The following is a 12,696-nucleotide window of genomic DNA, read 5'->3' as shown; positions in this document are numbered from 1 at the left end:
CCCCGGCGCGGGCTCGTGTCGGTTCGCTACCTACGAACCTGCCGGGAGAAGGGCCTTGCCCGCAATCACCCGCCCGGTGACGTGTCGATGCCGTCCTCTGGCACCGCGGACCGCCCACCCATCTCGCGCGCCACCGGCTCGGCCACCGCGAACAACCCCGGCCCGTCCTCACGCGCCCAGCCCCGCTCGACCAGCCGCTTGAGCTTGGACCGCAGCCCCTCCCGCTTGGCGGCCTCGTCCGCCACCCCCATCGCCTGAAGGATCTGCCCGGCCCGCACCGCCTTGCCTGCATCGGCCATGATCTCCACCGCGTCCCGGTACACCTGCGGCAACACCCCCGCTCCAATGCCCGGCCGCCATGGCGGCACCGTCATCACCCCACGCGGCACCGCCTGCCCCACCGACGCCTCACCAGAGCCAGCAGCAGCCTCGATGGGCTCTGCCGCACCGACCCGCTCCTCGGCCAAGTGGGCCGCCTCACCGAAAATCTCCTCCACCATCTGGCGGGTGATCGCCAGCCGAGACAGCAGATCTTCCTCGGTCTCCAGCCGTGACTCCAGATCGGCGATCTGCTCACGGATCTCCTCGATCCGCTGCCGGACGGCGGCCTCCCGCCGCGCCAGCTCCTCCAGCAACGAGCCCATCGCAACCACCGCCTCGCACCCCTGCACCCACAGTAGAAGCTGGTCTCGCGATCAAACAGCCACGACCACCAACGCCCAGCTCAGACAGCCACTGAACTCGAGCTGCACCCAACAGGGATGCCGCAACGCCATGCAACTCTTCCGCGAACTCCTACCGCAGGGGTATCGCGGCAGTTCCAGCACCGTCGGCCTCTACGTGCGCCTCCTCAAAGAAGACGCCGTCCCGCCACCACCGCCGCGGCCAGTCCCACGGCCACGCAAAGTCGCCCGATGGATCACGACCGACCCCGGTCACCTCCACCCCGACACCGCCCTGGAGCTCAAACAGATCCGGACCGCCTGCCCCGAACTCCAGACCACCGTCAACCACGTCCGCACCTTCGCTGTCATGATGAAGCACCTGCAAGGCCAACGCCCCCCGGACTGGATCGCTGCCGTCCGCGACGACGACCTGCCCTATCTCCGGCAATTCGCCGTCGGCCTCACCTACGACCTGGACGCCGTCACCGCCGGCCTGTCCCTCCCCTGGAGCTCTGGCCAGGCCGAAGGGCAGAACACGCGAGTGAAGCTGGTCAAAAGGCAGGGATACGGAAGGGCGAACTTCGACCTTCTCCGAAAGCGGATCTTGCTCCGCACCTGAACAACAACGTCACAAGATCAGCGACAGAGCCCATTTACCTGTACCTGGCTCTGCACTTGAGCCCGTACACCGACAGGCGACGCCTTCGACGCGGATGAGGAGGCCGGCCTCGGTGAGGATGTGGCGCTGGCGAAGAAGGGACTGGGTCGCGGCGGAGACGCGGGAGTAGACGGGCCTTGAGCAACAACCGACCGGCCGACGGCGTTAGGGGGCCGGGTCGGGCGGAGATACCGCCGTCCACGGGTCGGATGCATGTCGGTTTCCGAAGCCGACAGACGGACGCTATTCGGCCAGGGGCTCGCCGGGCTGGTAGACACGTATCTCGCCGCCATAGCCCTGGAATCCCGTTACAACAGAGGTGGCGAGCATGCCACCGTCAGGTGACCAGTCGAACGCGGGGAGGTAATACCCACCAGACCAGCAGCGCATCAGCAGCGCCGTGTCGGAGATCCGCCAAAGGTCGATCCGCTCGTGCTCGCTCGTGAACGGACTCCGTCCAGCGCTCGCCACCAGATAGGCCCCGTCCGGCCGGACGACCGCATCGGCTCCGACCCCGGCAAGCGACGCGACAACTGCTCCGCTTTCGAGATCCACCATGTGAACGGCATCCCCCAGCCCGACGAACATCCGCCGCTCGTCGCCAGTGAAGGAGACCCTCGCGACTCGCGCCTTGCCCCGTGGCAGGTGCAGCCGGCGCGACCCGCCGGCGGAGGACAGCACATCGACCCAGGCGCCGTAGCCGGTGAAGCCGCCGTAGCCACCGTCAGCCTGGTAGCGGCCGTACCCGGTGTCGGCACGGTATCGGCCAGTGCGGGAACGGACCTCGCGCGGCTGCGGCGGGATCGCCACTTCGGCATGCGTGTCGACGTCATAGGCGCGGGTCGGCGCCGCCTCGTCCCGGCGCCCCTCGCCCTCCAGGAGGCGCTTGCAGAGCCGGTGGGTGCCGGGCACCCACTGGATGTCCTGGCCCCAGAGCACGCTGCCGCTGACGCGCACGTGCTCGGTCCAGTCCTCGGTGCGGAACACCACCAGCTCGCAGTCCTGACTGGTGACAGCGAGGTACCGACCGTCGTCGGAGAAGACGAGGTCGCCTGGGGTGCTGGCAGCAGTGCCCTCACCAGGGAACGGGTCGAGCACCAGGGCGGGGGCCCGTAGGTCCAGCACTGAGGGGGCGTCATCCTCAACTATCTGGTCGGTCATCAGTACTTCCATGAAACGGGGTGGAGACGTCCACGATCGTCACAGAAGGGTCTGACAGTGGGGTCGCGGACGACGCAGCGGACGGAGCGCGCGGCGCGCCCGATCAAGAGTAACGATGCGTCAGCGGCCGAACAGATCGCCGCATGTCGCCAGAACCTCGATCCGGACGGGCTTCAGAGACCGGAGTGATCGCACCACTGTGCATCAGCCGGTGAAGACCACTTCGGGAATCAATGCAGAGGACTCCGGAAACCGACACGCGCCTGCGCGCTCATCGTGTTTCATAGGCGACCACCTATGAAACGCGGGCGCTGTAGCCTGGCCGAGGTCAGCGTCGGGTCACCACTGGGTGATGAGCGGCGTGTCCGGTTCGTGCTGCCGCCAGGTTTCGGTGAGGCGGGCGAGGCGTGTGGGGGCGGCGATGCCGCGCACGGTTGCGATCTTGCCGCCTGTGATGTCGAACGTCACGGCGCCGATGACCTGGTCGCCGAGCACGAAGAGGATGGCGGGGGCGCCGTTGACGAGCGCGTGGTGAATGGCGGGCGTGCCGCCTGCGAATCGCCGTTTTGCGGGTGTGGGTGTGAAGCCGGCCCGTGCGACGGCGGCGATGCGCTGCGCGGTGTCGTACCGCAGCAGCTTCTCGGTCAGGCCGGCGCCGTCGGAGATCGCGATCGCGTCGTCGGTGAGCAGCGCCACCAGCCGTTCGGTGCGGCCCGAGGACGCGGCGGCGAGGAATTCCTCGACGATCCTGCGGGCGGATGCCGGGGCGACTTCGCCGCCGCTGCGGCGGCGCGCGGCGGTGATGCGGCGCCGGGCCCGATGGAGGTGCTGCTGGCTTGTGGACTCGGTGATGTCGAGGATCTCGGCGATCTCGGCGTGGCTGTAGGAGAACGCTTCGCGCAGGACGTAGACGGCCCGCTCGAGGGGTGACAGGCGCTCCATGAGCGTCAGCACGGCCAGCGAGACCGAGTCGCGCTGCTCGACGGTGTCGGCCGGGCCGAGCATCGGGTCGCCGTCAAGGAGCGGGTCGGGCAGCCAGGCGCCGACGGTGCGTTCGCGGCGGGCCTGTGCCGAGCGGAGCCGGTCCAGGCAGACGTTGGTGACGACCTTGGTCAGCCATGCCTCCGGCACCTTGATCAGCTGCCGGTCGGCGGCCTGCCAATGCAGGAACGCCTCCTGCACGGCATCTTCGGCGTCGGCGGCGCAGCCCAGCAGCCGGTACGCCAGCGAGGCCAGCCGGTTCCGGCTGGCCTCAAACCGACTGGTGTCGGTGCTGTCCACACGGACCACCCTAGTGTCTCGTGATTCCGTCAGCGTTACTTGATCTTGTCTGGTTCGATCTATCGGCATGGAGATCTCTGTGGAACAGGCCGCCGAGCTGCGGGAGTTGGTGAACAGCCGGGACGTACCCGCTGACATCGCGACGCGGGTTCGTATCGTCCTGTGGTCCGGCGAGGGCCGTCGGCGCAAGGACATTGCCGAGTTGCTCGGGGTCTCGCTGCCGACGGTCGACCGCTGGAAAACTCGGTATGCCGAGCGTGGCGTGGCCGGGCTGGAAGGCGACCGGCCCGGTGGGCCCCGGGAACAAGTGCCGGCCCGAGTGCGGGCCTGCGTCATCGCGCTGACACGTATGACGCCACCGGACGGCACGGGTCTTTCGCACTGGTCCACGCGGGAGTTGGCGAAGTATCTGAAGCGGACCGAGAACATCTCGGTGTCCTGGCACTACATCGCGCGCATCTGGCGGGAGCAGAGCCTGAAGCCGCACCGGTCCGGCACCTTCAAGATTTCCAAAGACCCCGCGTTCGCGGCGAAGGTGGCCGATGTGATCGGCCTGTATCTGGCCCCGCCGGGCGGCGCGGTGGTCCTCTCCATCGACGAGAAGACGCAGATCCAGGCACTGGACCGCACCCAGCCGGTGCTGCCGGTCGCCTTCGCGGCGAGCGAGAAACGCACCGCCGACTACGTCCGGCACGGCACCACAAACCTGTTCGCCGCCCTGAACGTGGCCACCGGCGAAGTGCTTGGCGAGTGCAAGCCGACCCGGAACGGCAAGGACTTCCTGGCCTTCCTCAAGAAGGCAGTGAAACCGCACGCTGGGAAGGAGATCCATGTCGTCCTGGACAACCTCTCGACACACACCACTGCGGAGGTCAAGGAGTGGCTGGTCAAGAACCCGCACGTCCACTTCCACTTCACTCCCATCGGCTCGTCGTGGCTGAACCAGATCGAGATCTGGTTCGGAATCCTCACCCGGCAGTCGATCCGCCGCAGCACGCCCTCCAGCGTCAATGTCCTCATCAAGCAGATCCGCGACTACATCAACTCCTGGAACGAGAACGCGAAACCGTTCACCTGGACCGCGACCGCCGGCGAGGTCCTCGCGAAGGTCCGTCTCGTCGCCACCAACGTGAGAAAACTCGTCAATAACAACTCGAACTGGCACTAGATCGCATTGGTTTAGCTCGATCAAATTTAGAAAGCGAGGTGCGCCGATGGCCGTTCTCACCGAGTGCGAGACCCACCTGCTGGCGATGCATGGACAGCTGACGGAAAATCCGCATGTGCAGATTTTCTCTGCTAAGCCGGGTCAGGTTATCGAAGAATATGGCGACGCCCGGGAGGTTTTTGAAAAGATCTCCATATGGCACGGAATCTCCCTGGATCATTCTCTCCAGCGATGCTTCGTCCGATTTAATTGGTTCTCCAGTCATTGGCGGATCGAGCGCCCAGGGATCCAGTTGACAGGCGAGTTCACCATTCGCCATCTCCTCACATCCATGAACGTCAACGCGCCGGACATCGATTGGGGAGAAACCCCGTTTGAGCGGCAACTCTATTCCGAGCTCCGCGTCATCGATCACCACCCCGGGAGCGGGACGGGAACATTTGCAGCGCTACGCATAAAACCCGATATGCCACTACCGGAGGTCTGGTTTCACGACTTCCGCATTGGGGTGTTCAAAATGGACATCGATTACTGCGATTACCTGGCCGCACTGACCATCACCAAGGGAACCTCCGGCTGGCACTACCTTTTCTGTGATGTTTCACTCGGTGACCGTGAATTCAGGCAAATTGTCAGTAAACTCGAAGACATGCTTACCGTGTTCTCAGAACTGTTTCCTGGGTATGACTACGCACCCCTAAGGGAACGTCTGGACGAACGGCTCCACTAGTGTCTCGTGATTCCGTCAGCGGAATCACGAGACACTAGGAGGCAACGCGACCGCCTTCGCGACGGGGGACCATGTTCTCGGTGTTCGCGTCCGGCGCGGCGGCCAGGCGGCGCTTGCGCTTGGGCAGGCCGAAGGTCGGGTGCGAGGTGGCCCACAGCGCCATCTTGATGGTGACCTCCTTGATCCGTGCGGGCTTCCGTCCGCCCATGTGCTTCGGCTTTGCCTGCCCTTCGTCGTCGACCGTCTGCAGGATCCCGTCCCGTCGCCCGAGGCTGATGGTGTTGTACGTGTAGACCAGCTTGGTGTTCGGGACCTTGCGGCCGGTCAGGCGTCCCACGATCGCCTCGATGGCCTGCCGGCCGGTGTAGCCGGCCGAAGCGCAGGACATCGGCAGCGGCCGGCCGTTGTCGCCGACGGCGTAGACGCTGTCACCGATGGCGTAGACGTTCGGGTGCGAGACCGACCGCATGGTGCGATCGACGACGATCTGACCGCTCTCGGTGACCTCCAGCCCGCCGGCGGCGGCGATGGGGTCGACCGCGAACCCGACCGTCCACACGGTCGCGTCGGACGCCAGGGCGGTGCCGTCGGCGCACAGCACCCGCGTCGCCTCGACGGCTTGGACGCTGGTGTGCTCCAGGACGGTGATGCCCAGCCGGTCGCAGGCCCGGCGCAGGTGGCTGCGGGCACCAGCGGACAGCCGGGCGCCCAGCTCGCCGCGGGCGATGAGCGCCACCGACAGGCCAGGCCGGGATTCGGCGATCTCGGTCGCGGTCTCGATGCCGGTCAACCCGTCGCCGACGACCACCACACTGCCGCTTTCGCCCCGCCTGCCCAGGCTGTCCAGGCGCTCGCGCAGGCGCAGCGCCGAGGGACGGCTGGCGACGTCGAAGGCGTGCTCGGCCGCGCCGGGGACGGCGCTGTCGTCGCCGTGGCTGCCGAGCGCGTACAAGAGCGTGTCGTAGCCGAGCTCGCCGCCGCCGTCGGCGTCGGCCACGGCGACGACCTGGCGCTCGGGGTCGACGGCGGTGACACGGGCCACGCGCAGCCGTATCTCCGTGCCCGCGAAAACGTCGGCGAGCTTCGGAGCCTCGATGTCCTGGCCGGCCGCGAGCTGGTGCAGCCGCATTCGCTGGACGAAGTCCGGCACGGCGTTGACCACGGTGATCTCGGTGTCCGCCGGGGACAGCCGGCGGGCCAGGGTCCCGGCCACGTAGGCCCCGGCATAGCCGGCGCCGAGGACGACGATGCGGTGCTTCATGTGCTGCTCCTGTCGGTTCGCTTGCTCTCGGTGACTTGAGCGGAACAGCGCCCCGATTGCTGACAGGAACTGCATGTGGCATGAGTCACAGAGCGGCAGGAGCGTCGCCCAACGATCCTCGCGGCGCAGATGCAGGCAGGCCGCGAGCTGAACGAGGTGATCTGATGCCGATCACCGTCGACATCGACGTCATCCTCGCCAAGCGGAAGATGTCCGTGGGCGAACTCGCCGAACGGGCCCTCCGCTCCCGAACGTGTCCCCAGACATCCGAGCACATTGACGTGTCAAGCGGCGGCTGCCAAGCGGGGTGGGAACGCGGTGGTTTCGTCATAGGTTTTGCGTGCTTGGAGACAGTGATAGAGGCAGCCGATCAAGCGGTTGAACAGGTGGCGCAGCGCTGCGGTGTGCGGGTCGTCGGCATTTCGGCGGCGGTCGTAGTGCGCGCGAGCGCCTGGTGATGGGCGCAGGGCGGCGAAGGCCCAGACGTAGCCGGCGGCGGCCAGGCGGTCGTTCTTCACCTTGCGGTTCATGATGTGCAAAGAGCGTCCGCTGGCGCGGGTGACCGGCGCCGATCCGGCGTAGGCCTTCAGGCCGCGGGCGTCGGCGAAGCGGGTCCGGTCGTCGCCGAGTTCGGCCAGGATGCGCGCGCCGACCAGCGGGCCGACGCCGGGGAAGCTGATGATGATGGCGGCGTCAGGGTGTTGGGTGAAGGCTTGCCCGACGGCGGTGGCCAGGTCCTGCTCGGCGGTGCAGGTAGCTTCGAGCTGGCCGAGCAGTGCGGTGAGCTGATGGCCCATGGCCTGTTCGACTGGCCTGGGCACGCGCATGTGCTCGGCGCGGAAGATCTGGTGGAGGCGTTCGACGTCCTGCTCAACGTGCCGGGCTCGGCCTGCGCGTTTGAGTGCCGCGCGGATCTGGCCGCGGGTGAGGGTGGCGGCGCGGGCCGGGGTGGGCGCCAGAGCGAGGATGACGCGGGCTTCGGCTTTGGTGACGCCGCCGTTGCGCAGGTGCGCGAATGCCTCCAGGCCGGCGGCGTAGTAGTCGTGCAGCAGCGAGCGGATCCGCTGGCCGAGTTGGATGCGGTCCCAGACCGCGTCCTGTTGGGCGCGGGCCAGCACGGTGATCGCGCGGGCCAGGTCGGAGTCTGCGGGCAGTGGCCGGTGCGCGGCCATATCGGTGCGCAGAATGTTGGCCAGGGTCAGCGCGTCCTGCTCGTCGGACTTCTTGCCCGCCATGCCATGGCGGCCGCGATAGCGCGAGACCGCACAGGGGTTGATGGCGAACACCTTGCGGCCGGTGACGCGCAGGCTGGCGACCAGCAGTCCGTGCGGCTTCTCGATCGCGACCGGGATCGGTTCGCCGGGATGGTCGCCGACCTCGGCCAGCAGTTCCAGCAGCGTGCGCAAGCCCGCGGCGTCGTTGGTGATGCGCGCCTTGGCGACCCGGACTCCACTGCCGTCGACGACGGCGACGTCGTGGTGGTGTTCGGCCCAGTCGATCCCGCAGAACAGCTTCGCCAACGCTCCTCCAAAGAACAGGTGACCGATCTATCGGTGCAGCTCACAGCCGCAGCGGAGACGCGCGGCCCGCTAATCGAAGGACTCGCCGGTCCGACATCCGATCAGCCGTTCGCGACTCCAGCGATCCGCAGGCATCTCCTTCTGCCGCAAGAGCTCACCGGCTCGGCCGCGTTTGGGAGATCAGCCCTGCGAACGGGCTCGAACCACGAACACCACGCTTCACCAATCGCCACCGCCGTGACGGGAGAATGCCGGGAGGGCCCGTCTGGGGTGAGACCTCGACAGGGCCCTCCCAAAGTCAGGCTCATCAGCCCGGCATCCGCTGATCACGACGGCCGCGATCGGGGGTGAGCGGGTGCCGGTCGGACCGGTCTGGGGACAGGCATCCAGTGCCCTCGCCTTCCAGCGCGACCTGCAAAACGAACTCACCGCCGAAGGAATCGTCGCGGCCGAGGCCGAGGGCCGCTATCGCGGCCGCCCGCCCGCGCTGGCGGGCGCCGAGTTGGAGGAGGTGCGGTCGACATACATCGATCAGGGCACCTCGATCGCGGCGCTCGCCCGCGCCTACGGGGTGAGCCGCGCCGCCGTCCGAACCGCGCTGGGCGATCTGCTGCCCGATCACCAGTGCGTCCCGTCCCCTCGATCGGCCTGACCGAACGAGGGGGACGGGACGGGATCAGGCCGCGAGGCCGAGGTCGAGGCGGCGGCCCATGTCAATGTCGATCGTGCCGTAGAGGTTGGCGTTGGACCAGAACAGGGGCGACAGGCCGCGCTTGTCGGCGTCGGTGAGCCGCTGCTGCCAGGCGAGGTCCTTGAGTACGGACTGGACGAACAAGGTGTTGATGAACACCAGCGCGGACTGGAGCAGGTGCAGGCAGAACATGGACACCTCCTGGTGCTCCTTGCCGCTGCCGGGGATGGTGCCGGCGCTGCCGTAGAACAGGTCGGTGTTGGCGGAGTTCCAGTTCTCCACGACCTGAAGACCCTCGTGGATCTCCCGGCGTAGCCCCTCGGAGGCGACGTGTCCCGTTGGTCGAGATCGCTAAGAAGGCCCTGTAGACGGCCAGCCGTGGCTGTGTGCCGTTCAACCTCGCGGGTCCAGCCGCGCTCATCGGCGTCTTGGATGAGCTGGTGCTCGACCTCCAGACGGGCTCGTAGCCGTGGAGCATGGCGCCCCGGACGCCGGGGCCGTTCTTCTTGCCGCCGGGAACGACCAGACCGACCTGGATGCAGGGGGTGGTCTGCAGGCCCGCAGGGTTATGCGCTAGTCGGCGGCCGTCACGATACCCCAGACCCAAGCGCGAGGTTTCGGGTTTCCGAGCCCCGGTACTCGTAGACCATAACGTCTATGCGGTGCTCCTCGGTGAAGAACTGGCCCTGGATGGCTTTACAGTGGCCATCGTTCGACGGATCCTCAACGGTGTACGACCCTACGCCGTCGAAGTCGTCAACAACGGCCCGGACGCCCCAACCGTTCGACGCGTTGTCGCAGACAGTGATCTTCTCCAGACCTGCGGTGTCGTTCAGGTCGGCGTCGAAGAACACCGCGCCGCCCCTGTTGTCGGTGTAAAGCCAGCCGAGATTTCTGCTTGCCGCAGCTGGCGAGGCCAGGACGAACGTCGCTGTGACGGTCGCGAGTGCGATGGAGACAGTCTTCCGGATAAAAGACATAGACAGCCTTCCTCTCTACTTCGGCGGTCAGCATGCTTGCGCCGAACCGCAATCGTGATCTTTCGCTCCGCTACCTTACGGCTGGGGACACCGTTTGGGAGCGGAAGGCCTACTCGAGCCTCGCTGACGCCGCCCACACTGACCGTGTTCACGTGCCAGTGACGGTTGGGTGGGTAGGCGGTGATAGCGAAACTAGCGATGGGTGGCTGTCGCTTCGGGTCGACCCTGCCGGTCCGCCGTTGCGGGCGAGCGGAACCATGCCGCGCCGCGTTGTGTGTCCATGTATTCGCGGATCCGCTTGATCAGGCCGGACTCCAGCTCGAAGATGAAGCAGTATTCGTTGTCGTAGTGGCCACCGTGGGCGAGGGTGGCCTGCAGCCGCATCTCGACAACCACGGTGTCGCCGTCGGCGTAGAAGCCGCCGAACTCGATGGACACGTTGTCGACGAAGACCGTGGAGAACTCCTCGGTCAGGAATCGCACGATACGGTCCCGCCCGATGAGATGGTGCGTTCCATCGATGGCGCGAGAGGTCGCGTTGTCGGCGGGGGCGAGCCACTGCGCGTCGGGGGCGAAGACGTCGCGGACCCGGTCCGCATCACGCGTGGCAAAGACCTTCCATGCGTCGATGACGCGTTGCTTGCTCGATGCTGCACTCACGGGACGACCTCCTGTAGATGGGTGAACCTGGATTCTCGCGGTTTGCTGATCAGCAGGTCTGGTCACATTCGGCCAGCATCGGCACCCTGTCCGGATCCGTCCGATCCGGCGAGCCGGTCGGTGCCATGCTGGAAGCGTGAACGCAGTCGGCGCCGTCCTGACCACCGGCATCTACTGCCGCGACGACTGCCCAGGCCGCCCCCACCCGGCGAACACCACCCGCTACCCGTCCGCGGCCGCGGCGGAAGCGGCCGGGTACCGCGCCTGCCATCGGTGCCGCCCGTACCGGCAAGAACCCATCACCGTCGCAGACATGCCCGCACTGGTGTGCCGCGGGGTCCGACTCATCGCCGACGGAGCGCTGGACGACGCGACGGAGAGCAGCCTTGCCGGCCGGCTCGGCGTGTCGCCGCGTCACCTGCGGCGCATATTTCTTCAGCATGCCGGGGTCACGCCCGACCAACTCGCCCGCTCCCGGCGCGCACACTTCGCCCGCCGGCTGCTCGACGACACCGACCTACGCATAGCCGACATTGCCTTCGCCGCGGGCTTCGGCAGCGTTCGGCAGCTCAACCGGGTCCTCGCCGACGTCTTCCACGGCACCCCGCGTGAGCTGCGGGCCCGGCGGCGGGTCGCCGACCGCCTCCAAGCCGACGGCGGACTGGCCATCCGGCTCGCCCACGATAAGCCGCTCGATTTCGCGGCCGCCCTGTGCCACCTGGCCGCACGCGCAACACCGACCGTCGAAGCAGTCTCCGGCGCCTGTTATCGGCGCATCATCTCCATCGATCATGACCCCGGCATGATCGAGATTACCCAGCGATCCCCGACCGAACTGCTGCTCGTCGCACATCTTCCCCGGCTCAACGGCCTCATCCACCACGTCCACCGGGCCCGGCGCATCTTCGCCCTCGACGACCCTGCCAATTCGTGCGGTTCCTGGGATCCATTCGAAGTCGGCGTGCACGACATCGTACGTGCCGGGGTGCCGGATGCCTCACGGGCACGGGCCATCCTGGGTGACCTCGCCAGCCGGTTCGGCACGGTCGTGCCTGGCCTCGCCCCAGCTGGCCTCACCAGGATGTTTCCGCAACCCGACATCCTCGCTTGGGCCGATCTCGACGCGCTGCCCATCCCCGATACCACCATCCACACCCTGCGATCGTTCGCGCAGGCGGCCGCCGAGGGTTTGTCCAGTGATCGGCGTGCGCCGTGAGGCGCTGTGATTTGAGCGGAGGTGGGAGACCGTGCGCCACGAGGCGCTGGTGCGCCGTGAGGCGCGGTGAATCGAAGGAGGTGCAAGACCTCCTCGCCGGACTGTCGCAGCAGTCGGGTGGGAGCTGAGCGCAGTCCGATCCGGGAGACGCCTTCGCGGCCCTCGGGCCAACCGGGTGTGGATCTTAGATGCCGATCTGTCGGCCGCGTTCGCGAAGATCGATCAAGCTATCTTCCGCTGGACGTACCGGTGACCAGTGGCAGCGAAATCGACACCAGGGTGGCCACCCCGGATCCGCCCCCGGCTCGGTCTGGCTCCGTCCCCCAACCACAGCTCATGGAGACCCACCCGGGAACGGCCGCAAGCCCTATGCCCGGTCCCCGCCAGCCAACCTTCTACCTTGACGGCCGGGATCACGTCCGGGAGCAGCGAGCCAGGACCCACCCCGCCGCCCCAGGCCGTTCTTGCGTTAGCTACGCAGAGCTACCCTTCATCTGGTCGCACGGACCCGAGCGGAGGCCCTGGACGCCTGCGGCGTCCCACCCCGGATGCTGCGCTCCACCCGCCTGATCGACCTGGTCAACACCATGGACCCCAAGCTCGTCGCGGCGGCGTTCGGGATGAACCCCGAGGGTGTCATGATCTATCTCGCCGACCGTGTCGACCCAGGACGCCTGCCCGACGAGCATGAACGGAGACGATGAC

At 67.2% G+C, this 12,696-nt stretch carries 13 protein-coding genes and 1 pseudogene; 6 read left to right on the top strand and 8 right to left on the bottom strand.

Annotated features, from left to right (window positions below; genetic code table 11):
• Positions 1–65 precede the first annotated feature (65 nt).
• Positions 66–644 carry a hypothetical protein gene (locus tag ACH34W_RS39225; protein ID WP_395966256.1) on the bottom strand — a complete coding sequence of 193 codons (579 nt, stop codon included), beginning with the start codon at positions 642–644 and terminating at the stop codon, positions 66–68.
• Between the two features lie 130 nt (positions 645–774).
• On the opposite strand from ACH34W_RS39225, the gene ACH34W_RS39220 reads away from it, so the two are divergent.
• Positions 775–1,284 carry a transposase gene (locus ACH34W_RS39220; protein ID WP_395966255.1) on the top strand — a complete coding sequence of 170 codons (510 nt, stop codon included), beginning with the start codon at positions 775–777 and terminating at the stop codon, positions 1,282–1,284.
• A gap of 282 nt (positions 1,285–1,566) precedes the next feature.
• On the opposite strand, the gene ACH34W_RS39215 is transcribed toward ACH34W_RS39220, so the two are convergent.
• Both ACH34W_RS39215 and ACH34W_RS39210 read right to left on the bottom strand, forming a co-directional pair.
• Entirely contained in the window at positions 1,567–2,484 is a 918-nt protein-coding gene (locus ACH34W_RS39215) for a hypothetical protein (RefSeq protein ID WP_395966254.1), read from the bottom strand.
• A 339-nt stretch (positions 2,485–2,823) separates the two neighbouring features.
• The gene (locus tag ACH34W_RS39210; RefSeq protein ID WP_395966253.1) at positions 2,824–3,765 is read right to left on the bottom strand and encodes a sigma-70 family RNA polymerase sigma factor; all 942 of its coding nucleotides are present in this window, start codon (positions 3,763–3,765) and stop codon (positions 2,824–2,826) included.
• 67 nt (positions 3,766–3,832) lie between these two features.
• On the opposite strand from ACH34W_RS39210, the gene ACH34W_RS39205 reads away from it, so the two are divergent.
• Together ACH34W_RS39205 and ACH34W_RS39200 are read left to right on the top strand one after the other, a co-directional pair.
• Positions 3,833–4,933: an IS630 family transposase gene (locus ACH34W_RS39205; protein WP_395966252.1), complete on the top strand. Its 1,101-nt coding sequence runs from the start codon at positions 3,833–3,835 to the stop codon at positions 4,931–4,933.
• Positions 4,934–4,979: 46 nt separating this feature from the next.
• Positions 4,980–5,663: a hypothetical protein gene (locus ACH34W_RS39200; protein ID WP_395966251.1), complete on the top strand. Its 684-nt coding sequence runs from the start codon at positions 4,980–4,982 to the stop codon at positions 5,661–5,663.
• A gap of 34 nt (positions 5,664–5,697) precedes the next feature.
• On the opposite strand, the gene ACH34W_RS39195 is transcribed toward ACH34W_RS39200, so the two are convergent.
• Complete coding sequence (locus ACH34W_RS39195; protein WP_395966250.1) at positions 5,698–6,924, bottom strand: NAD(P)/FAD-dependent oxidoreductase; 1,227 nt, start codon at positions 6,922–6,924, stop codon at positions 5,698–5,700.
• 284 nt (positions 6,925–7,208) lie between these two features.
• Positions 7,209–8,444, bottom strand: coding sequence for an IS110 family transposase (locus tag ACH34W_RS39190; protein WP_395966249.1), 1,236 nt, complete (start codon positions 8,442–8,444; stop codon positions 7,209–7,211).
• Positions 8,445–8,799: 355 nt separating this feature from the next.
• On the opposite strand from ACH34W_RS39190, the gene ACH34W_RS39185 reads away from it, so the two are divergent.
• A complete protein-coding gene (locus tag ACH34W_RS39185) occupies positions 8,800–9,096 on the top strand; it encodes a hypothetical protein (RefSeq protein WP_395966248.1) in 297 nt (98 codons plus the stop codon).
• A 24-nt stretch (positions 9,097–9,120) separates the two neighbouring features.
• On the opposite strand, the pseudogene ACH34W_RS39180 reads toward ACH34W_RS39185, so the two are convergent.
• The 3 genes and pseudogenes from ACH34W_RS39180 to ACH34W_RS39170 form a co-directional block, all read right to left on the bottom strand.
• Positions 9,121–9,453 (bottom strand): annotated as a pseudogene (locus ACH34W_RS39180) (Tn3 family transposase); the annotation flags it as partial.
• 269 nt (positions 9,454–9,722) lie between these two features.
• Positions 9,723–10,115, bottom strand: coding sequence for a hypothetical protein (locus ACH34W_RS39175; protein WP_395966247.1), 393 nt, complete (start codon positions 10,113–10,115; stop codon positions 9,723–9,725).
• A 192-nt stretch (positions 10,116–10,307) separates the two neighbouring features.
• Positions 10,308–10,775, bottom strand: coding sequence for a nuclear transport factor 2 family protein (locus ACH34W_RS39170; RefSeq protein WP_395966246.1), 468 nt, complete (start codon positions 10,773–10,775; stop codon positions 10,308–10,310).
• Positions 10,776–10,911: 136 nt separating this feature from the next.
• Here ACH34W_RS39170 and ACH34W_RS39165 point away from each other — a divergent pair, with 136 nt between their 5' ends.
• Together ACH34W_RS39165 and ACH34W_RS39160 are read left to right on the top strand one after the other, a co-directional pair.
• Positions 10,912–11,991, top strand: coding sequence for a helix-turn-helix domain-containing protein (locus tag ACH34W_RS39165; RefSeq protein ID WP_395966245.1), 1,080 nt, complete (start codon positions 10,912–10,914; stop codon positions 11,989–11,991).
• A gap of 548 nt (positions 11,992–12,539) precedes the next feature.
• Positions 12,540–12,695 (top strand): hypothetical protein, encoded by a 156-nt coding sequence (locus tag ACH34W_RS39160; protein WP_395966244.1) that lies wholly within the window; start codon positions 12,540–12,542, stop codon positions 12,693–12,695.
• Position 12,696 lies beyond the last annotated feature (1 nt).

It is taken from the genome of Actinomadura sp. 6N118 (assembly GCF_044326415.1).
Taxonomy (GTDB): domain Bacteria; phylum Actinomycetota; class Actinomycetes; order Streptosporangiales; family Streptosporangiaceae; genus Spirillospora.
Note: the sequence above shows the minus strand (reverse complement) of the source record. Positions and strands in the feature narration are given on the sequence as shown.

Coding starts and splice junctions, on each gene's coding strand:
- ACH34W_RS39225 (WP_395966256.1), bottom strand. CDS start 644: ATGGGCTCGTTGCTGGAGGAGCTGGCGCGGCGGGAGGCCGCCGTCCGG.
- ACH34W_RS39220 (WP_395966255.1), top strand. CDS start 775: ATGCAACTCTTCCGCGAACTCCTACCGCAGGGGTATCGCGGCAGTTCC.
- ACH34W_RS39215 (WP_395966254.1), bottom strand. CDS start 2,484: ATGACCGACCAGATAGTTGAGGATGACGCCCCCTCAGTGCTGGACCTA.
- ACH34W_RS39205 (WP_395966252.1), top strand. CDS start 3,833: ATGGAGATCTCTGTGGAACAGGCCGCCGAGCTGCGGGAGTTGGTGAAC.
- ACH34W_RS39200 (WP_395966251.1), top strand. CDS start 4,980: ATGGCCGTTCTCACCGAGTGCGAGACCCACCTGCTGGCGATGCATGGA.
- ACH34W_RS39195 (WP_395966250.1), bottom strand. CDS start 6,924: ATGAAGCACCGCATCGTCGTCCTCGGCGCCGGCTATGCCGGGGCCTAC.
- ACH34W_RS39175 (WP_395966247.1), bottom strand. CDS start 10,115: ATGTCTTTTATCCGGAAGACTGTCTCCATCGCACTCGCGACCGTCACA.
- ACH34W_RS39160 (WP_395966244.1), top strand. CDS start 12,540: ATGCTGCGCTCCACCCGCCTGATCGACCTGGTCAACACCATGGACCCC.